Genomic DNA, 20,534 nt, shown 5'->3' with positions numbered 1-20,534 from the left:
GGGCGCATCGGCAGCCTGCACGGGAGCGCCAGGCTGGGAGGACGAGGGGGCCGGATCGGCGGCGCTGCAGGCCGCAGCGGAAAGAGAGACGAGCAGGCACGCCGCGAATGCGCGCAGGGGCCGCAACGGCAGGGTCCAACATGGCTCGGGGGGGTGATGCATGCGCCTCTCCATGGTCAGCGTTGCCGGGCCAGACGGCCGGCAGGAAACCGCACCCCATCCACCTGGGACGGGAGCGAGGACATGAGCCGGTCGATTCCTTCGACCTCGCATTGAAAACCCATGCCGGGTCATCTTGGCACAGAACGACGGCCGGTCAAAGAGGGCGGTGACAGATCCCCTCACAGTGTGATCTGGTTCTCAGATCTTGCCGTCGCGCAGGTAGTCGAACAGTTCGGCGTCGCCCTTCAGGCCCAGTTTGAGCATGGCGTCGCCTTTCTGCCGGCTGATGGTGCTGACGCTCTTGTGCAGCTGCAGCGAGATCTCCTTCACCGTCATGCCGGTGCCGAGCAGCCGCAGCACTTCCACCTCGCGTGGCGACAACGGCTTGCCGTCGCCCTCGCGCATGCGCCAGCTGCCCGCAGCCTCGACCCGCTCACGCAGGCTCCGGCTGATGTAGGGCTGGCCCCGATAGACCGCCTGGATGGCCTGCGGCAGTTCGTCCATCGACGAGCTCTTGTCGACCAGGCCGAGCACGCCGCTGTCGAGCACCATGCGCAGGATCGCCAGGTTGTTGGAGACGCTGAGCATCAGCACCGGCAGGTCGGGGAAGCGGCGGCGGATCATGCCGATCATGGCGAAGCCGTCGGCCTGTGGGCTGCCCGGCATGGAATAGTCGGTCACCAGCAGGTCGCAGGGTTGGCTGCCGAGCAGGGCCATCAGCGCCTGCGCGCTGTCAGCCTCGCCGACCACGCGGCCGACCCCGCTCGATTCGATGACGGCGCGGGTACCGATACGGACCACAGGGTGGTCGTCTGCGATGATGATGCGCAAGCTCATTGCTCTAGTATGGCCACCGGGCAAGCCGGGCCGCGACCATCGCGGCCCTGTCAGGATTCTAGGAGATCGACGCCGATGCGTAGCTGGGCTGTTCGCGGGCTGGTCCTGCTGCTGGCCGTGCTGGTGCTGCCCGTGGCGCTGGCACAGGCAGTGCCCGGGCTGTTGCCGCTCAGTCCCCTGCAGCGCGAGTACCTCGCCGCCCATCCAAGCATCGTCGTGGGCCAGTATGACAGCGGCTGGCCGCCGTTCGAGTCCCTCCGTGATGGCCACCAGGTTGGCCTGGGGCCGGATTATCTGTCGCTTCTCGCCCGTCAGCTGGGTGTGAAGGTCGAGGCGAGGCGTTATTCCGACTGGACATCCGTGCTGGATGCGGCCTGTCGTGGCGAGATCGACGTGGTAATGAATGTCGGTCTCAGTGCCGACCGCACCCAGTGCATGGTCTATACCGCTGCCTATGGCGAGGCGCCGTTGGCGCTGGTGGGGAGGCCGGGCGATCTGCGTGCTTCGAACATGCCCGACCTGGACGGATTGCGGGTGGTCATCGAGCAGGATTTCCTGACCGGACCGCAGGTGCGGGCACGTTTCCCGCGTGCGGTGCAGCTTGTCGCAAACAGCTCATTGGCTGCGCTGCAGATGGTCAGAGACGACAAAGCTGATGTCTACATAGGCAATGCCTACGTTGCCACCGAACTGATCGCACGCCAGCACCTGCAGGGTGTCGTCCTGCTGCGTCCGAGCGACCTGCCCCCCGAACGGATGCACTTCGGCGTTCCCAACAGCAAGCAACCGCTGGCCGAAGCGCTGGACCTGGCGCTGGCCGCGACCAGCCAGGCCCAGCGCGATGCACTGGCACAACGCTGGCTGCCCCTGCCGCAGTGGTCGGCATCGGCGCAGCTGGCGCTCAGCCAGGCCGAGAAGCGGGTTCTGCAACAGCCGTTGAAGATCGGCTTCGCGCCGAACGCCGCCCCATTGTCGTTCGCTGACGAGGATGGCAGGCCCAGCGGCCTGGCCAGCGAGTACCTGGCGCGGCTGATGCAGGCCGGTGCCAACCTGCAGGCGCAGAACAGCCATGACTGGTACGAGGTGCGCGAGAAGGCGCGCCGCGGCGAGTTGCAGGCGGTGATGGGCATTCCGGTCGATTCGCACTATCTGGGCCCGGACTGGGTGTACAGCCAACCCTTCATCAGCGTGCCGAACGTGATCGTCAGCCGCCACGACAGCCCGGCGCTGCTGGGCCTGTCCGACCTCCAGGACAAGCGCGTACTGCTGTCGGATCCGGAGCGCGTACGCGGTTACGTGCTGCAGCAGGCGCCGCAGGCCAGGATCGTCGCCGCGCGCAGTGCCGAACAGGCCATGCAACGCCTGATCGATGGCGAGGCCGACGCCTACGTGGGCAATCTGGCCCTGGTCGACCACCTGCTGCGCACGCGTTTCCCGGGGCGCCTGCAGGTTGCCGCGCCCGCGGGCTTCAACGACCAGCTGGCACTGGCCGTGGAGCGCCGGCATGCGGCGCTCGCCACGACCTTCGATCGCTTGCTGCTGCAGATGACGCCACGCGAGCGCGAAGCGCTGCGCGGCGACTGGCTGGCGGTGGAGTACCACAACGGCATCGACTGGCGAAGCACGCTGCGCTGGGGTGTACCGCTGCTGCTGGTGCTGCTGACCGCGCTGCTGGTGCATGGCATCGGCTACTGGCGCCTGCGCCGCGAGGTGGCCGGGCGCCGCCAGCTGGAGCAGCGCCTGGCCGAAGTGACCGACAACCTGCCTGCCGTGGTCTACCAGGCCCGTCGCGAGGTTGATGGCACGCTCCGCTTCCCGTTCATTGCCGGTGACCTCCAGGCGCTGTTCGGGATCACCCGGCAGCAGGCTGAGCAGGACGCCACAATGTTGCTGGAACGCGTCGAAGAGGACGATCGCGCGCGCATCCTGCAGGCGGTCGAACAGGCCGCGCACCAGTTCGCACCGCTCATGCTGGAATTCCGCCTGCGGGGCAATGGAGCAGGCCCGCGTTGGGTGCGCACCCAGGCGCAACCCTATGCCGCCGAAGCCGGTGTGGTGACCTGGAGTGGCTACTGGGTGGATGCCAGCGAGGCTCGTGCACAAGCGGATGCCCTGACCGCAGCCAAGGCCGAGGCCGAGCAGGCGGCCGAGGCGAAATCCCGCTTCCTGGCCACCATGAGCCATGAGATCCGCACGCCGATGAGTGGCGTGCTGGGGATGCTGGAAGTGCTGGCGCACTCACCGCTGGATGCAGAACAGAAACGCATCCTTGGCGTGATCGAGGATTCGGCGCAGATGCTCCGGCAGATCCTTGACGACATCCTTGACTACTCGCGGCTGGAGGCCAACGCATTGCGGCTGGAGCCGGTACCGCAGCCGCTGCGGCCGTTGCTGGAAAGCGTGTGCCGGTTGTTGTCGGCGCAGGCCAGTGCACGTGGGCTGGACCTGCACGTGCAGATTGATCCGCAGCTGGCAGCCGCGCACGAAGTGGATGGCGTGCGCCTGCGCCAGATCGTGTTCAACCTGCTCAGCAACGCCATCAAGTTCACCGTGCGCGGCGAAGTGCGGCTGCAGCTGGAAGTGCTGGGGCCGACCGCCGAAGACGGCAGCCAGCCGCTGTGCCTGAGCGTCACCGATACCGGCATCGGCATCGCACCGGAACAGCTGCAGCACCTGTTTGCGCCGTTTACCCAGGCCGGTGCGTACATCCAGCGCGACCACGGTGGAACCGGCCTGGGCCTGAGCATCTGCCAGCGCCTGGTGCAGATGATGGACGGCGAGCTGGAACTGCACAGCACGCTGGGCGAGGGCACCCGCGCCGAGGTGCGGCTGTCGCTGGTGGAAGCCGGCAGCAGTGATGTTGAAGCGCTGGTCGCCGAGCAGGAACAGGCGGCGCTGCTGCCGCCGGCGCTGCGCCAGGCACGCGTGCTGGTGATCGAAGATCATCCGACCAACCAGGCGATGATGGCCTGGCGGCTGCAGCAACTGGGTGTACCGCATGTGCTGGTCGGCGATGGCCAGCAGGGGCTGGATCGCCTGGCATCGGAGCACTTTGATCTGGTCATTACCGATTGCCGGATGCCGGTACTGGATGGTTTCGCCTTCACCCGCCTGCTGCGCGAACGCGAAGGCCGCAACGGCCAGCCGCGGCTGACCGTACTGGCGCTGACCGCCAGCGTGCTGGACGACGATGCACGTCGTTGCCGTGAAGCCGGGATGGATGAGGTGCTGGCCAAGCCATTGTCATTGGCGACACTGCGCGCGGCACTGCTGCGCTGGTTGCCGCAGGCGCAGGGGCAACGGTTCGAGGAGCCGCTGGCCGAGTCCGCTGCCGTCGATGACAGGACGCTGCCCGATCTGGACAGCCTACAGCGGCGCTTCGGCTCACGTGCGGTGGCCGAGCAGTTGCGCGACAGCCTGCTGCAGGCCAGTGCAGGTGACCTGGCCGCTGTGCAGCGCGCGCTGGAGGCCGGCGACCGTGAGGCTGCCGCGCTGCACCTGCATCGCCAGGCCGGTGGCTTGGGCGCGGTGGGAGCGACGGTGCTGGCCGCGCAGGCCAATGCCCTGGTCGAGCGCCTGCAGGATGCGGCCGAGACCGATCCGGTGCCGTTGTTCACCGCGGTGGCGGCATTCGTGGCGCGGCTGCAACAGCAGTTGCAGCGCCTGGCTCACTGAGCCGACTGCTGCTGCAGGTAGGCGATCACCAGCGCACGGCGTTCGGCGCTGGGGAAGGCGTTGTACATGCGTGTGCCCGGTACAACATGGGTGGGCGACTGCAGGAACGCATCCAGGGTCTGCGCGGACCAGGTGATGTCGGCGCGGCGCATGCCGTCGGAATAGCCGTAGTCGGGCAGGCTGCCGGCGCGCCGGCCGATCACGCCGTGCAGGTTCGGGCCGAAGCGGTGGATGCCGCCAGGCTGCACGGTGTGGCAGCCGGCACACAACTCGAACGCGCGTTGCATGGCCTGCTGCTGCGCCTGTTCCGGCGTGGCGGGCGCTGCAGGCGGGCGCTGGCAGGCCGTGGCGGCCAGGGCCACGGCAACAGCGATGAGCAGGAATGATGCACGCATGGGCGGGCAGGATAGCGGTGCGTGGCAAGCGACGGGCTGCGACGCTCGGTCGCAGCCCGTGGCGTTCACATGCCCGAGTAGTTCGGGCCGCCGCCGCCCTGCGGGGTCACCCACACGATGTTCTGGGTGGGGTCCTTGATGTCGCAGGTCTTGCAGTGCACGCAGTTCTGCGCGTTGATCTGCAGGCGCGCGCTGTCGGCTTCGCCGACGAACTCGTACACGCCGGCCGGGCAGTAGCGCGCTTCCGGGCCTGCGTACTCGGCCAGGTTCACCTTCACCGGAATGCTCGGGTCCTTCAGCGTCAGGTGGCTGGGCTGGTTCTCGTCGTGGTTGGTGCTGCTCAGGAACACCGAGCTGAGCCGGTCGAAGGTCAGCACGCCATCCGGCTTCGGGTAGGCGATGCGGGTGTGCTTGGCGGCCGGTTCCAGGCAGGCGTGGTCGGGCTGGGTGCGGTGCAGGGTCCACGGCGGGTTGCGCACGCCCAGCTTGGGAAGCAGCCACTGCTCCACGCCGGTCATCAGCGTGGCCACGGTCTGGCCCTTCTTGAACCACTGCTTGAAGTTCTTGGCCTGCTGCAGTTCGGTGAACAGCCAGCTGGCTTCGAACGCCGTCGGGTAGGCACTCAGTTCATCGTGCTGGCGGTCGGCGGCCAGTGCATCGAACGCGGCGTCGGCACACAGCATGCCGGTCTTGATCGCGGCGTGGCTGCCCTTGATGCGGCTGGCGTTGAGGTAGCCGGCCTCGCAGCCGACCAGCGCGCCACCGGGGAACACGGTCTTCGGCAGCGACAGCAGACCGCCGGCAGTGATCGCGCGCGCGCCGTAGCCGATGCGGGTGCCGCCTTCCAGGTGCTTGCGGATGGACGGGTGGGTCTTGAAGCGCTGGAACTCTTCAAACGGGCTCAGCCACGGGTTCCTGTAGTCCAGGCCGACCACGTAGCCGATGGCGACCTTGCCGCCGTCGGCGTGGTACAGGAACGCGCCGCCGTAGGTGTCGCTGTCCAGCGGCCAGCCGGCGGCATGCACCACCAGGCCCGGCTCATGCTTGGCCGGGTCGATCTGCCACAGCTCCTTGACGCCGATGCCGTAGGCCTGCGGATCCTTGCCTTCGTCGAGTTTGTAGCGGGCGATCAGCTGGCGGCCCAGGTGGCCGCGTGCGCCTTCGGCGAAGATCGTGTACCTGGCGTGCAGCGCCATGCCGCGCTCGAAGGCCGGGCCGATGCTGCCGTCCTTCTCGATGCCCATGTCGCCGGTCGCCACGCCGATCACTTCACCGTTGTCGCCATACAGCACTTCGGCGGCGGCAAAGCCCGGGAAGATCGCTACTTCCAGCGCCTCGGCCTGCTGCGCCAGCCAGCGGGTCACTTCGCCCAGGCTGATGATGTAGTTGCCTTCGTTGTGGAAGCACTCCGGCAGCAGCGCGTTGGGCGTGCTGCGTGCGCCGGTTTCGCTGAGGAACAGGAATTCGTCGCGGGTGACCTTCTGCTTCAGTGGTGCGCCACGCTCGGCCCAGTCCGGGAACAGTTCGGTCAGCGCGCGCGGATCCATCACCGCGCCGGACAGCACGTGCGCGCCTGGTTCGGACCCCTTCTCCAGCACGCACACCGACAATTCGCGGCCGGCTTCGATCGCGCGCTGGCGCAGGCGGATCGCGGTGGCCAGGCCGGCGGGGCCGGCGCCGACGATCACCACGTCGAATTCCATTACTTCACGCGGGGGCAGGGCGTTGGCTTCAGCGCTCATCGATTGCATGACTCGTGGGTAGGGCCGGCATCGGGGCCACCGGCGGTGCCTGGGAATCGCGCGTGCGGCCACGGGCGAAACGGTTGTTTGAATGTGTCAGGGTACCGGGACGCGCGTGATCGAGCTAGATCGCCGATGTTCACGTCATGATTGCTGCGGTGCAGCGTAATGCTCGTGGCCGGGTAGGTGCCAACCTTGGTTGGCACATTGTTTCACCGCCCGGACCTGCATCCGTGTGGACCAAGGTCCACACCTACCAGACGCGATGCTTGCGGATGACCGACAATGGCCCGGTCCTGACTGCGCGTGAGTGCCATGGCTTTGCATCCGTACGATCTGTTCGATGTCCGTTCCCTGCTCAACGAGGAAGAGCGCGCGGTGCAGGAGAGCGTCGCCCGTTTCACCAACGAGCGCGTGCTGCCGATCATCGGCGATGCCTTCGACCAGGCCCGCTTCCCCGATGAACTGGTGCCGGAGATCGCGTCACTGGGCCTGCTCGGTGCGACCCTGCCGACCGAGTACGGCGGTGGTGGCCTCGGCGCGGTCAGCTACGGCCTGATCTGCCAGGAGCTGGAGCGCGGCGATTCGGGCCTGCGCAGCTTCGTCTCGGTGCAGAGCTCGCTGTGCATGTACCCGATCTACGCCTATGGCAGCGAGGAACAGCGCCAGCAGTGGCTGCCGGCGATGGCGCGCGGCGAACTGATCGGCTGCTTCGGCCTGACCGAGGCGCATGGGGGTTCCGATCCGGCCAGCATGAAGACCCGCGCGGTGCGTGACGGCAGCGACTGGCGCATCAGCGGCAGCAAGATGTGGATCACCAGCGGCCCGGTGGCCGACCTGGCCATCGTCTGGGCGCAGACCGAGGACGGCATCCAGGGTTTCGTGCTGGAAAAGGGCATGGCCGGCTTCACCACGCAGGAGATCAAGCACAAGATGAGCCTGCGCGCATCGCTGACCGGGGCGCTGTTCTTCGATGACGTGCGCGTGCCTGACAGCCACCGGCTGCCGAACGTGAAGGGCCTGAAGGGGCCGCTGGGCTGCCTGACCCAGGCCCGCTATGGCATCAGCTGGGGCCCGATCGGTGCGGCGATTGCCTGCCTGGATGAAGCACTGGGTTATGCCAAGGAGCGCGTGCTGTTCGGTCGCCCGCTGGCGGCCACGCAGAGCGCGCAGATCAAGCTGGCCGAGATGGCCCGCCGCATCACCACCGCGCAGCTGCTGGCCCTGCAGGTGGGCCGCCTGAAGGAAGCCGGCCAGCTGCAGCCGCAGCAGGTCAGCCTGGCCAAGTGGAACAACTGCCGCATGGCGATCGACATCGCCCGCGAATGCCGTGACCTGCTGGGTGGCGCCGGCATCACCACCGAACACGTGGCGATCCGCCACGCGCTGAACCTCGAATCGGTGATCACCTATGAAGGCACCGAGACCGTGCACCAGCTGGTGATCGGCCGCGAACTGACCGGCATCAACGCGTTCTGAGTGCACCGGTAGTGCCGGCCGCTGGCCGGCATTGAGTTGGTAGTGCCGGCCGCTGGCCGGCATTGCCCAGTAGCGTATTCGCAGGCGAGCGATCGGTGTACCGAACCGCGCACCGTACCGAGATGGGTTCAAGGACAGCCTGTACCGCGCGGCTGTTGGGTCCGCCTTGAAGCGAGCCGAGCACCGCAGGTCCGGCGGGGGCGAAGAGGCGCGGGTGTCTGAGCGCAGCGAGTTCCGCGCCGTCCCCCGGCGGGCCGAGGAGCGCAGGGCACCGGTGCGCAGCACCGGCTCGCGGATGGCGGCGCGTTTCTTTTGGTTACTTTTCTTTCCGCGCGGAAAGAAAAGTAACGCCCATGAGCGCATGCGCCCGCCACAGCAACGACCAGGCAGAAGAGAGACGCGTGGCGTTACGCGCCGCCGGCAAACCCATGCTGCCGCCACGCTTCGTACATCACCACGGCAACGGTGTTGGAAAGATTGAGGCTGCGGTTGTCCGGCCGCATCGGCAGGCGCAGGCGGCGGCCATCGGGCAAGGCATCGAGCACGTCCTGCGGCAGGCCGCGGCTTTCCGGGCCGAACAGGAAGGCATCACCGTCTTCGAACGCCACGCTGTCATAGCGGACGCTGGCACGCGTACTGAGGGCGAACAACCGCTTCGGTGCGATCCGCGCCAGCGCGGTGTCCAGGTCGGGGTGCACCTGCAGGCGCGAATACTCGTGGTAGTCCAGGCCGGCGCGCTTGAGCTGCTTGTCTTCCAGTGCGAAGCCGAGCGGCTCGACCAGGTGCAGCTGCGCGCCGGTGTTGGCGCAGAGCCGGATCACATTGCCCGTGTTGGGCGGGATTTCCGGTTGGAACAGGATCACGTGGAACTGGGGCGCGGCATTCATCGGCGCAGTGTACCTGCGACGACCGCCGCCTTTACGGCGCACGCCCTGCGCGAGGCAGGGCGGCACCGCTTACGGGCGCAGCAGGACCTGGGCGGTTTCGGTGGCCAGGGCCTGCAGGTCGGCGGCGCTCGGACGCACCTGCAGGGCCGGCAGGTTGACGATCACCTGGTTGGCGACGCTGGTGGCGGCGGCAGCCAGGGTCGCGGCGTAGCGCTGGGCTTCCAGTTCGGCGGCCAGGGCGACGCGCTGTTCCAGGCTCGGGCGCACTTCCACCGAGGCCAGGGTGGTGATCGGCATCGCGGCGGCGACCGGGGCGGCGACGTAGCCGCTGCGCTCGGCCAGCTGGTCGGCACTTGGGCGCACTTCCACGGTGGCCAGGGTCGGGATGCCGCTGGCCTGTTCCCAGGCCTGCTGGGCCAGCTGGTCGGCGGCCGGGCGAACCTGCACGGTGGACAGGGTCTTGATGGATTCGGAGGCCTGCACCGACGAAACAACCGCGGTGCCGGCGATCAGGGCGATGGCGATGGCAATGGTCTTGGCGTTCATGACGGGGCCTGTTTAGTGTTGGTGATCAGTGGTGTGGTAGTAAGGTAGTACACCAATTCTGGGCTTGCAAGGAAAATTTTCGATTTCCTGCGTTTGTTCAGTCTTCAGTCAGCTTTTGTCTGAAGCCCTTCCTGGTGCAGGAAGTACCAAGCAATCCCCGTGCCAACTTTTAATTATTGATTTGCAAGGGTTTTATGGTCATCGAAAAGTGTCCGGCGGGCGGACACCTGTCCATTCGATGTGCTGCGGACACTGTCCGGACGTTGCTGGCGGGTGCTTGTGACGGCTCGGACAGGGCAGATCGGCGCTGCGGATGGCGCACAGGGGCAAACACCCCCAGTGACTGGCGACCGATTCCTGCCGTTGCGCGCGCACGCTAGGATCGGGGTTCACCTATGTGACCAAGGATCCGGATATGTCTCTCGCCCTTCGCCCGCGCACTGCGCTGCTGGCCGTTGCCCTCAGCACCGCCCTGGGCACGCTTGTGCCTTCCCATGCGTTGGCGGCAAAGCCGGCCGCACCGGCCAAGGTCGATATCCCGTATGAGCAGTTCACCCTGCCCAACGGCCTGCGCGTGATCGTGCACACCGATCGCAAGGCGCCGATCGTCGCGGTCAACGTCTGGTATCACGTCGGCAGCAAGGACGAACCGGCCGGCCGCACCGGCTTCGCGCACCTGTTCGAACACCTGATGTTCCAGGGCAGCGAAAACCACGACGGCGAATTCTTCGAGCCGTTCAAGCAGGTCGGCGCCACCAACCAGAACGGCACCACCAATACCGATCGCACCAACTACTTCGAGAACGTGCCCACCACTGCGCTGGACATGGCGCTGTGGATGGAATCGGATCGCATGGGCCATCTGGTCGGTGCGATCGACCAGGCGGCGCTGGACGAGCAGCGTGGCGTGGTGCAGAACGAGAAGCGCCAGGGCGAGAACCAGCCCTACGGCCAGGCCTGGGACCAGCTCAACAAGGCGCTGTATCCAGTTGGCCACCCGTACCACCACGGCGTGATCGGTTCGATGAACGATCTGAACGCGGCGTCGCTGGATGACGTGAAGACCTGGTTCCGCACCTGGTACGGCCCGAACAACGCCGTGCTGGTGCTGGCTGGCGACATCGACCTGGCCACCGCCAAGGAAAAGGTTGGCAAGTACTTCGGCAGCATCCCGGCCGGCCCGACCATGGCGCAGCCGGCGGTGAACGTGGCCAAGCGCAGCACCGATACGCGCGAGACGATGACCGACAAGGTGCCGCAGGCGCGTATCTACCGCGCCTGGAACGTGCCGCAGGTCGGTACCACCGAGGTCGATCAGCTGCAGCTGTTCGCGCAGGTACTGGGCGGCGCCAAGTCCTCGCGGCTGAGCCAGCGCCTGCAGCACCAGGACAAGCTGGTGGACAGCATCGCGGCAGGCCTGTCGACGTCGCAGCTGGGTTCGAACTTCGTGATCATGGCGACGGTCAAGCAGGGCCAGGACCCTGCCAAGGTCGAGAAGATCATCGACGAGGAACTGGACCGGCTGATCAAGCAGGGCCCGACCGCGGCCGAGCTGGAACGCGCCAAGACCGGTGCCCGCGCCGGTTTCATCCGCGGCATCGAACGCATCGGCGGCTTCGGCGGCAAGGCCGGCGCACTGGCCGAGTGCGCGGTGTTCACCGGCGACCCGGGCTGCTTCCGCACCTCGCTGGCCAACATCGAGAAGGCCAGTGCTGCTGATCTGAGCCGTCTGGGCGCGCAGTGGCTGGACAAGGGCAGCCACACCCTGGTGATTGCACCGGGTGAGCGCGTGGCGCTGAAGGAAGACCCGAGCCAGGCGCCGAAGCCGTTCAACGTGCCGGCGGTGGACCCCAAGTACAGCACGCTGCCCGAGCAGGTGGACCGCAAGGCCGGCGTACCGCAGACCCGCGAGTTCCCGCAGCTGAAGTTCCCGGCGCTGCAGCGCGCCACGCTGAAGAACGGCACCCAGGTGATCCTGGCCGAGCGCCACGAGATTCCGGTGGTGCAGTTCAGCTACCAGTTCCCGGGTGGCTTCAGCGCCGACCAGGGCCGCAAGCCGGGCACCGCCAACTTCACCATGAGCCTGATGACCGAAGGCGCCGGCAAGCTCGGCTCGCTGGCCTTCGCCGATGCCGCAGACGCACTGGGCGCCAGCTTGGATGCCTCGGCCGGCCTGGACTCCATGAGCGTGGACCTGTCGGCGCTGAAGGAAAACCTGGCACCGTCGCTGGCGCTGTATCGGGACCTGCTGCGCGAACCGCGCTTCGAGCAGGGCGAGATCGACCGGGTCAAGGCGAGCTGGATTGCCGGCATCCAGCAGGAGAAGGTCAACCCGGGTGCGGTGGCGATGCGCGTGCTGCCGCCGCTGCTGTACGGCAAGGGCCACCCGTATGCCATTCCGTTCACCGGCAGCGGTGACGAAGCAGCGATCAACGGCCTGACCCGCGAAGACCTGGTCGACTTCCACCACGACTGGCTGCGGCCGCAGAACGGCACCCTGATCGTGGTCGGTGACACCACCCTGGCCGAGATCGTGCCGCTGCTGGACAAGCAGCTGGGCGACTGGAAGGCTGCGGGCGACGCCCCGCAGGTGAAGGCCGCCACCGATGTGGCATTGCCGAAGGGCCCGCGCGTGTTCCTGATCGACCAGCCGGGTGCGGTGCAGGCCAACCTGTTCGCAGGGCAGGTGGTGGCGCCGTCCAGCGCCACCAGCTCGACCCGCTTCGATATTGCCAACGGCGTGATCGGCGGCGACTTCACCTCGCGCCTGAACATGAACCTGCGTGAGGACAAGCACTGGTCATACGGTGCGCGCAGCAGCGCGATCAACTCGGTGGGCCAGCGCCCGTGGATGGCCAGCGCGCCGGTGCAGATCGACAAGACCGGCCCGGCGATGGCGGAAATGCGCAAGGAAATCGCCGCGTTCGCCGATGGCAGCAAGCCGGCCACCGCCGCCGAGGTCAACCGCATCCGCAACATCCAGACCCTCAGCCTGCCCGGTGCCTACGAGACCGCCAGCGCGGTCGCCTCGACCATCGGTTCGATCGTGCAGTTCAAGCGTCCGGACGACTACGTGCTGCGTCGCAAGGCCGAGATCGAGGCGATGACCCCGGCGCAGGTGCAGCAGGCCGCCGCCGAGATCAAGCCACAGGCGCTGACCTGGGTGGTGGTGGGTGATCTCAAGCAGACCGAAGCGGCCGTGCGTGCGCTGAACCTGGGCGAGGTGACGGTGATCGACGCCGAAGGCAACCCGGTCAAGAAATGAGGGATGCGCCTGCCCGCCCCCGCGGGCAGGCCTCCCCAGGTAGTGCCGGCCGCTGGCCGGCAACCTTGCTCTGGTAGTGCCGGCCGCTGGCCGGCAACGCCGTGACCCGAAGGCGGGGTCACAACCCCCTGCGGGGGATCCGTTCCCCCACCGGCTACCCCCGATTCAGGCGGTTCAGGCAGAATCCCTCCATACCCTTCCAGGATCTGCCCATGCGCGTTCTGCTGCTTTCCTCCCTGCTGCTCACCGTCACCGCCTGTACCTGGGTGCCGATCGAACCGGCCGGCAAGGCGACCCGCGTGCTGCCGGCAGGCCCGGTTCCCGCTGGCTGCATTGCCAAGGGCGAGGTGGTGGTGACCGTGAAGAGCAAGGTCGGCTTCTACAACCGCAACCCGCTGCGCGTGCAGGAAGAGCTGGAAACCCTGGCCCGCAACGAGGCCCCGAGCGCCGGCGCCAATGCCGTGCAGGCCGCCGCGGCCCCGGCCGATGGCAGCCAGCGCTTCGCCGCATTCCAGTGCCCGCCGCGCTGAACGCTTCACCATACGGCCAAGGCTGAATTCGTAAAGATGCGGTGAAGGCCCCGGGGGTTATAGAATAGCGCCCCCTTTTGCCTGAGCCTTGGCGCTAACCTCGATGCTCTTCAAGAATGTCTCGATCGCCGGCCTGGCACACGTCGACGCGCCGCATACGCTGACCACCAAGGAAATCAACGAACGCCTGCAGCCGACGTTGGATCGCCTGGGTATCCGCACCGACGTGCTCGGCGACATCGCCGGCATCCACGCGCGCCGCCTGTGGGACAACGGCGTGCTGGCGTCCGACGCTGCCACCATGGCAGGCCGCAAGGCACTGGAAGACGCAGGCATCAATGCGACGCAGGTTGGCCTGCTGGTCAACACCTCGGTCAGCCGCGACTACCTGGAGCCGTCCACGGCTTCCATCGTCTCGGGCAACCTCGGCGTCAGCGACGAGTGCATGACCTTCGACGTCGCCAATGCCTGCCTGGCCTTCATCAACGGCATGGATATCGCCGCGCGCATGATCGAGCGCGGCGACATCGACTACGCGCTGGTGGTGGACGGCGAGACCGCCAACCTGGTGTACGAGAAGACCCTGGAGCGCATGACCGCCCCGGACGTCACCGCTGACGATTTCCGCAACGAGCTGGCCGCCCTGACCACCGGTTCGGGTGCCGCGGCGATGGTGATGGCGCGCTCGGAGCTGGTGCCGGACGCGCCGCGCTACAAGGGCGGCGTGACGCGCTCGGCCACCGAGTGGAACCAGCTGTGCCTGGGCAACCTGGACCGCATGGTCACCGACACCCGCCTGCTGCTGATCGAAGGCATCAAGCTGGCACAGAAGACCTTCACCGCTGCCAAGATCGCCTTGGGCTGGGCCGTGGAAGAGCTGGACCAGTTCGTGATCCACCAGGTCAGCCAGCCGCACACCGCCGCGTTCATCAAGAACTTCGGCATCGACCCGAAGAAGGTGATGACCATCTTCGGCGAGCACGGCAACATCGGCCCGGCCTCGGTGCCGATCGTGCTGAGCAAGCTCAAGCAGCTGGGCAAGCTGAAGAAGGGCGATCGCATCGCGCTTCTGGGTATCGGCTCGGGCCTGAACTGCTCGATGGCTGAAGTGGTCTGGTAAAAGAGTCACCGCTGACCTGCTGCACGACGGGCAGCGATGATTTTTCCAAGTGTTCAAGGGCCGGTTTACCGGCCCTTTCTACAGGTGCGATCCGATGTCCCAGCTTCCCGGTTACCCCGCCCACCCGCAGCGCTTCGAGGTACGCCCCGGCCTGTCGATGAACTATCTCGACGAAGGCCCGCGCGACGGCGAGGTGGTGGTGATGGTGCATGGCAACCCGTCGTGGAGCTATTACTGGCGCACGCTGGTCGCCGGCCTGTCGGACACGTACCGCTGCATCGTGCCGGACCACATCGGCATGGGCCTGTCGGACAAGCCCGATGACAGCCGCTACGAGTACACGCTGCAGTCGCGCGTGGACGACCTCGATGCGCTGCTCAAGCACCTGGGCATCACCGGTCCGGTGACCCTGGCGGTGCACGACTGGGGCGGCATGATCGGTTTCGGCTGGGCGCTGTCGCACCACGACCAGGTCAAGCGCCTGGTGGTGCTCAATACCGCTGCATTCCCGATGCCGGCGGCGAAGAAGATGCCGTGGCAGATCGCGCTGGGCCGCCACTGGAAGATCGGCGAGTGGATCATCCGGACCTTCAACGCGTTCTCCTCCGGTGCCTCGTGGCTGGGCGTGGAGCGGAAGATGCCGGCCGACGTGCGCCGCGCCTACGTGTCGCCGTACAACAGCTGGGCCAACCGCATCAGCACCATCCGCTTCATGCAGGACATCCCGCTGTCGCCGGCCGACAAGGCGTGGTCGCTGCTGGAGCGTGCCGGCAAGGCGCTGCCGTCGTTCGCCGACCGGCCGGCCTTCCTCGGCTGGGGCCTGCGCGACTTCGTGTTCGACCACCACTTCCTGAAGGGCTTCCAGGCCGCGCTGCCGCGGGCCCAGGTACATGCGTTCGAGGATGCCGGGCATTACGTGCTGGAAGACAAGCACGAGGTGCTGGTGCCGGAGATCCGCGCCTTTCTGGACAAGAACCCGATCTGATCGGTGTGCCGACCAACGGTCGGCACCCACCCCTTCCTCTTCCGGTGGGCGCCGCCCGTTGGTCGGCACACCCGAACGGTTGATGAGGTTGCCGGCCAGCGGCCGGCACTACCATTACGCGGCGACCGGCGCCTGCGGCGGCGAGGAAGGGCTGTTGCCGTTGTCGTCCGGATGGTCGTCGTCGTTGTCGGCGTCATCGCGCCAGCGCCAGTCGGCCGGCGTCAACGGATCCAGGCCATAGGCGATGCGCGCCTTGTCGCACTGCGGGCTGGCCTTGCCGTACTCCCACGATGCATCCACCTCGCGGCACACGCTGGGCCGGTTGGGATGGATGGTGCAGCGTGAATACACGCCGATCTGCGCATCCAGCGCCACGCAGCGCACCGGCTTGGAATGGGTGCCGCGCATGCACAGGCGGTGCGGGTCCAGCACCTCGGTGAGCTGGTGCGGCACGCCGCCGGGGGTGACCTCGTCTGATTCCATCCAGTGGAAGGCCACGCGGTACTGGGTGCAGCAGGCGCCGCAGGTCATGCAGGGATGTTGCATGGGCAAGCCGCCTCGGGCGGCAGTCGGAATCAGGAACGAGGGTGCGGATTTTCCACGAAGTGGGCCGCCGCGCAAGAAATTCCGTAAGCGGCGACAATGAACGGATGAACCGACCCTGCAATATTGCCGCCCGCTTGCCTGAACTGGCGCGTGAACGGCCTGATCAGATCGCCATCCGCTGCCCTGGCCGCCGTGGCGCCGGCAACGGCATGGCCGCCTACGACGTGACCCTGGATTACCGCCAGCTGGACGCCCGCAGCGACGCCATGGCGGCCGGCCTGGCCGGCTACGGGATCGGCCGTGGAGTGCGCACGGTGGTGATGGTGCGGCCGTCGCCGGAGTTCTTCCTGCTGATGTTTGCCCTGTTCAAGCTGGGCGCGGTGCCGGTGCTGGTCGACCCGGGCATCGACAGGCGCGCGCTGAAGCAGTGCCTGGACGAGGCGCAGCCGGAGGCCTTCATCGGCATTCCGCTGGCGCACGTGGCGCGGCTGGTGCTGCGCTGGGCCCCCTCGGCGGCGCGCCTGGTGACCGTGGGCCGCCGCCTCGGCTGGGGCGGGACCACGCTGGCCGCGCTGGAGCGCGCCGGCGCCAAGGGTGGGCCGATGCTGGCCGCCACCGACGGCGAGGACATGGCCGCGATCCTGTTCACCAGCGGCTCCACCGGCGTGCCCAAGGGCGTGGTCTACCGCCACCGCCACTTCGTCGGCCAGATCCAGCTGCTGGGCAGCGCCTTCGGCATGGAAGCGGGCGGGGTGGACCTGCCGACCTTCCCGCCGTTCGCCCTGTTCGATCCTGCGCTGGGCCTGACCTCGGTCATCCCGGACATGGACCCGACCCGGCCGGCACAGGCCGACCCGGCCCGCCTGCATGACGCCATCCAGCGCTTCGGCGTGACCCAGCTGTTCGGCTCGCCGGCGCTGATGCGGGTGCTGGCGAAGCATGGCCGGCCGCTGCCGACGGTGACCCGGGTGACCTCGGCGGGTGCGCCGGTGCCGCCGGACGTGGTCGCCACCATCCGCAGCCTGCTGCCGGCCGACGCGCAGTTCTGGACGCCGTATGGCGCCACCGAGTGCCTGCCGGTGGCGGTGGTCGAAGGCCGCGAGCTGGAACGCACGCGCGCCGCCACCGAGGCCGGTGCCGGCACCTGCGTGGGCAGCGTGGTGGCGCCGAACGAAGTGCGCATCATCGCCATCGATGACGCGCCGCTGGCCGACTGGTCGCAGGCGCGCGTGCTGGCGGTTGGCGAAGTGGGAGAAATCACGGTGGCTGGCCCGACCGCCACCGACAGCTACTTCAACCGCCCGCAGGCCACGGCTGCAGCGAAGATCCGCGAGACGCTGGCCGATGGCAGCACCCGCGTGGTGCATCGCATGGGCGACGTCGGTTACTTCGATGCGCAGGGTCGCCTGTGGTTCTGCGGGCGCAAGACGCAGCGCGTGGAAGCCGCGCGCGGACCGCTGTACACCGAACAGGTCGAGCCGGTGTTCAACACCGTCGCAGGCGTGGCGCGCACCGCGCTGGTCGGTGTCGGCGCCGCCGGTGCGCAGGTGCCGGTGCTGTGCGTGGAACTGCTGCGCGGCCAGTCCGACAGCCCGGCGCTGCAGGAAGCGCTGCGTGCGCATGCCGCAGCGCGCACGCCTGAGGCCGGCCTGCAGCACTTCCTGGTGCATCCGGCGTTCCCCGTCGATATCCGTCACAACGCCAAGATCGGCCGCGAGAAGCTCGCCGTCTGGGCCAGCGTCGAACTGGAGAAGCGCGCATGAAGATCCTGGTCACCGGTGGTGGTGGGTTCCTTGGCCAGGCGCTGTGCCGCGGGCTGGTCAAACGTGGCCACCAGGTACTGGCGTTCAACCGCAGCCATTACCCGGAGCTGCAGGTGATGGGCGTGGGCCAGATCCGTGGCGACCTGGCCGACCCGCAGGCGGTCCTGCATGCGGTGGCCGGCGTCGATGCGGTATTCCACAACGGTGCCAAGGCCGGTGCGTGGGGCAGCTATGACAGCTACCACCAGGCCAATGTGGTCGGCACCGACAACGTCATCGCCGCCTGCCGTGCGCACGGTATCGGCCGGCTGGTCTACACCTCCACGCCCAGCGTGACGCACCGGGCCACCCACCCGGTGGAAGGCCTCGGCGCCGACGAGGTGCCGTACGGCGAAGATTTCCAGGCGCCCTATGCGGCCACCAAGGCGATTGCCGAACAGCGCGTGCTGGCAGCCAATGACGCCTCGCTGGCGACGGTGGCGCTGCGTCCGCGCCTGATCTGGGGCCCTGGCGACCAGCAACTGGTACCGCGCCTGGCCGAACGTGCACGACAGGGCCGCCTGCGCCTCGTGGGCGATGGCAGCAACAAGGTCGATACCACCTACATCGACAACGCCGCGCTTGCCCACTTCCTCGCCTTCGAGGCACTGGCGCCCGGTGCCGCATGTGCAGGCAAGGCCTACTTCATTTCCAACGGCGAACCGCTGCCGATGCGCGAGCTGGTCAACAAGCTGCTGCAGGCGGTGGGTGCACCGACCGTGGACAAGGCGATCAGCTTCAAGACCGCGTACCGTATCGGCGCCATCTGCGAGCGGCTGTGGCCGCTGCTGCGCCTGCGTGGCGAGCCGCCGTTGACCCGGTTCCTGGCCGAACAGCTGTGCACGCCGCACTGGTACAGCATGGAGCCCGCCCGCCGTGACTTCGGCTATGTGCCGCAGGTCAGCATCGAAGAAGGGCTGCGCAGGCTGAAGGCTTCATCTGCTGCTTAGATCGCCGTCACTGGTTGCACACCGCAGGATCGGGAGGATGGACCCACGCCATCCAAGGCTCGACCACCCGCGAGGAGCGCCATGCTGCATTACGCCATCATTTTCTTTGTCATCGCCATCATCGCCGCCGTTCTGGGTTTCTCCGGTATCGCCGGCGCCGCAACGAACATCGCCTGGATCCTGTTCGTGGTGTTCCTGATCCTTGCGGTGATCTCGATGTTCCGCAAGCGAGGCTAGCCGGTAGTGCCGGCCGCTGGCCGGCATCGCTTTCCGCAGAGTCGAGCCATGCTCGACTCTGCGGGCGATCACCACGTTACACAGCGCTCTGCAGCCCGCGATCGGCCTCATGGCGTTCCAGCGCCAGTTCGATCAGGCGCGTGATCAGCGTGGTGTAGTCAACACCGCTGGCGCCCCACAGCTTCGGGTACATGCTGATGCGGGTGAAGCCCGGCAGCGTGTTGACCTCGTTGATGACGATCTCGCCGTCTGCGGTGAGGAACACATCCACGCGCGCCATGCCCGCACACTCCAGCGCCTGGTAGGCCTGCCGCGCGATCTGCTGGATGCGCGCCTGGGTGGCGGCGTCGATGTCGGCCGGCACCACCACGTCAGCGCCATTGGCATTGATGTACTTGGTGTCGTAGGCGTAGAACTCGTCGTGCACCACCACCTCGCCGCATACGCTGGCCTGCGGGTGCTCGTTGCCCAGCACCGCGCATTCGATCTCGCGGCCGACCACCGCCGATTCCACCAGCACCTTGTGGTCGTAGCGCAGCGCCAATGCCAGTGCCTCGGCAAAGCCCGCCGCATCCTTGACCTTGCTCACACCCACCGACGAACCCTGGTTGGCCGGCTTCACGAACAGCGGCAGGCCGAGCTGGGCGATCACCGCATCGGCATCGACCTCCGCGGCCTGATGGCGACGGATGCACAGCCACGGCGCCACCTGCAGCCCCGCGTCGCGCAGCAGGCGCTTGGTCACGTCCTTGTCCATCGCCACCGCCGAGCCCAGTACCGGCGAACCGACGAAGGGCAGGTTCGCCATGCGCAGCAGGCCCTGCAGCGCACCGTCCTCGCCCAGTGGCCCGTGCACGATCGGAAGCACCACATCGATCTGGCCCAGCGCACTGGCCGTATCGGACGGCTGCAGCTGCGCCTGCTCGGCGCCCGGGCGCACCGCCAGCGACTGGCCCGAGCGATGCAGCGCGATGCGCGACGGATCATCGGCATTGATCAGGAAGGTATCCGGCTGGCTCAGATGCCACTGGCCCTGCTTGTCGATGCCGACCAGCACCGGCTCGAAGCGCTCGCGATCAAGCGCATCGAGGATGTTCTTCGCCGACTGCAGCGAAACTTCGTGCTCGGAAGACTTGCCCCCGAAAATAATGCCAACCCGGGTCCGTGCCATGGGGAATGCGATGTCCTGTGCGTTGCGTGGCCCCATAGCATGAACCTTCATCGGCCCTCCGCGTGAGGCACAGATGAACCACAAATCCATCCACGCATGGCGTGGATCTACCGTCCTCATGGCCCATCAACAGGGGTCGGAGCCCGTTGCGCTACAACGGGATCCGACCCCACGGACGACAGGAAACTGTCGAAGGCGGGGTGGG

Annotated in this window: 16 protein-coding genes; 9 read left to right on the top strand and 7 right to left on the bottom strand. The window is 67.4% G+C overall.

The features are described from left to right. Positions 1–360 precede the first annotated feature (360 nt). On the bottom strand, positions 361–999 hold the full coding sequence (locus AC5P7E_RS03745; RefSeq protein ID WP_005407620.1) for a response regulator: 639 nt from the start codon (positions 997–999) through the stop codon (positions 361–363). Between the two features lie 75 nt (positions 1,000–1,074). Between AC5P7E_RS03745 and AC5P7E_RS03740 the strand changes: the two genes are divergently transcribed. Beyond that, complete coding sequence (locus AC5P7E_RS03740; RefSeq protein ID WP_060380539.1) at positions 1,075–4,674, top strand: ATP-binding protein; 3,600 nt, start codon at positions 1,075–1,077, stop codon at positions 4,672–4,674. Here AC5P7E_RS03740 and AC5P7E_RS03735 read toward each other — a convergent pair. Both AC5P7E_RS03735 and AC5P7E_RS03730 read right to left on the bottom strand, forming a co-directional pair. Further along, positions 4,668–5,069: a c-type cytochrome gene (locus AC5P7E_RS03735; RefSeq protein WP_005407622.1), complete on the bottom strand. Its 402-nt coding sequence runs from the start codon at positions 5,067–5,069 to the stop codon at positions 4,668–4,670. The two genes, AC5P7E_RS03740 and AC5P7E_RS03735, sit on opposite strands and share 7 nt — an antisense overlap. Before the next feature lie 65 nt (positions 5,070–5,134). Next, the gene (locus AC5P7E_RS03730) at positions 5,135–6,811 is read right to left on the bottom strand and encodes an electron transfer flavoprotein-ubiquinone oxidoreductase (RefSeq protein WP_099485217.1); all 1,677 of its coding nucleotides are present in this window, start codon (positions 6,809–6,811) and stop codon (positions 5,135–5,137) included. Positions 6,812–7,126: 315 nt separating this feature from the next. On the opposite strand from AC5P7E_RS03730, the gene AC5P7E_RS03725 reads away from it, so the two are divergent. Further along, a complete protein-coding gene (locus AC5P7E_RS03725; protein WP_114618787.1) occupies positions 7,127–8,290 on the top strand; it encodes an acyl-CoA dehydrogenase family protein in 1,164 nt (387 codons plus the stop codon). Between the two features lie 407 nt (positions 8,291–8,697). On the opposite strand, the gene AC5P7E_RS03720 is transcribed toward AC5P7E_RS03725, so the two are convergent. Continuing rightward, positions 8,698–9,177: a tRNA (cytidine(34)-2'-O)-methyltransferase gene (locus AC5P7E_RS03720; protein WP_005407625.1), complete on the bottom strand. Its 480-nt coding sequence runs from the start codon at positions 9,175–9,177 to the stop codon at positions 8,698–8,700. A gap of 69 nt (positions 9,178–9,246) precedes the next feature. Beyond that, positions 9,247–9,723: an XAC0231 family protein gene (locus AC5P7E_RS03715; protein WP_005407626.1), complete on the bottom strand. Its 477-nt coding sequence runs from the start codon at positions 9,721–9,723 to the stop codon at positions 9,247–9,249. A 415-nt stretch (positions 9,724–10,138) separates the two neighbouring features. Between AC5P7E_RS03715 and AC5P7E_RS03710 the strand changes: the two genes are divergently transcribed. The 4 genes from AC5P7E_RS03710 (at position 10,139) to AC5P7E_RS03695 (ending at position 15,623) form a co-directional block, all read left to right on the top strand. Beyond that, on the top strand, positions 10,139–12,988 hold the full coding sequence (locus AC5P7E_RS03710; RefSeq protein WP_495222823.1) for a M16 family metallopeptidase: 2,850 nt from the start codon (positions 10,139–10,141) through the stop codon (positions 12,986–12,988). 212 nt (positions 12,989–13,200) lie between these two features. After that, complete coding sequence (locus AC5P7E_RS03705; RefSeq protein ID WP_005407628.1) at positions 13,201–13,518, top strand: DUF4156 domain-containing protein; 318 nt, start codon at positions 13,201–13,203, stop codon at positions 13,516–13,518. Positions 13,519–13,621: 103 nt separating this feature from the next. Beyond that, the gene (locus AC5P7E_RS03700) at positions 13,622–14,638 is read left to right on the top strand and encodes a 3-oxoacyl-ACP synthase III (RefSeq protein ID WP_004135358.1); all 1,017 of its coding nucleotides are present in this window, start codon (positions 13,622–13,624) and stop codon (positions 14,636–14,638) included. Between the two features lie 94 nt (positions 14,639–14,732). Then, positions 14,733–15,623 (top strand): alpha/beta fold hydrolase, encoded by an 891-nt coding sequence (locus AC5P7E_RS03695; protein ID WP_043034983.1) that lies wholly within the window; start codon positions 14,733–14,735, stop codon positions 15,621–15,623. Positions 15,624–15,737: 114 nt separating this feature from the next. Here AC5P7E_RS03695 and AC5P7E_RS03690 read toward each other — a convergent pair whose 3' ends face one another. Beyond that, on the bottom strand, positions 15,738–16,169 hold the full coding sequence (locus tag AC5P7E_RS03690; RefSeq protein ID WP_005407630.1) for a YkgJ family cysteine cluster protein: 432 nt from the start codon (positions 16,167–16,169) through the stop codon (positions 15,738–15,740). 104 nt (positions 16,170–16,273) lie between these two features. Between AC5P7E_RS03690 and oleC the strand changes: the two genes are divergently transcribed. From oleC to AC5P7E_RS03675, 3 genes are all read left to right on the top strand, one after another. Next, entirely contained in the window at positions 16,274–17,932 is a 1,659-nt protein-coding gene (oleC, locus tag AC5P7E_RS03685; RefSeq protein WP_114618788.1) for an olefin beta-lactone synthetase, read from the top strand. Continuing rightward, positions 17,929–18,921: a 2-alkyl-3-oxoalkanoate reductase gene (gene oleD, locus AC5P7E_RS03680; protein ID WP_114618789.1), complete on the top strand. Its 993-nt coding sequence runs from the start codon at positions 17,929–17,931 to the stop codon at positions 18,919–18,921. Before oleC ends, oleD begins: the two co-directional genes overlap by 4 nt. Positions 18,922–19,002: 81 nt before the next feature. Beyond that, positions 19,003–19,158: a DUF1328 domain-containing protein gene (locus AC5P7E_RS03675; protein ID WP_005407633.1), complete on the top strand. Its 156-nt coding sequence runs from the start codon at positions 19,003–19,005 to the stop codon at positions 19,156–19,158. 76 nt (positions 19,159–19,234) lie between these two features. Here the strand turns inward: AC5P7E_RS03675 and ddlA are convergent, their stop codons facing one another. Then, positions 19,235–20,329, bottom strand: a complete 1,095-nt coding sequence (gene ddlA / locus AC5P7E_RS03670; protein WP_059034202.1) for a D-alanine--D-alanine ligase — start codon at positions 20,327–20,329, stop codon at positions 19,235–19,237. Positions 20,330–20,534: the final 205 nt, after the last annotated feature.

This window comes from Stenotrophomonas sp. YJH_SMC_25, from assembly GCF_059369595.1.
This window is presented reverse-complemented; position numbering and strand designations above follow the sequence as displayed.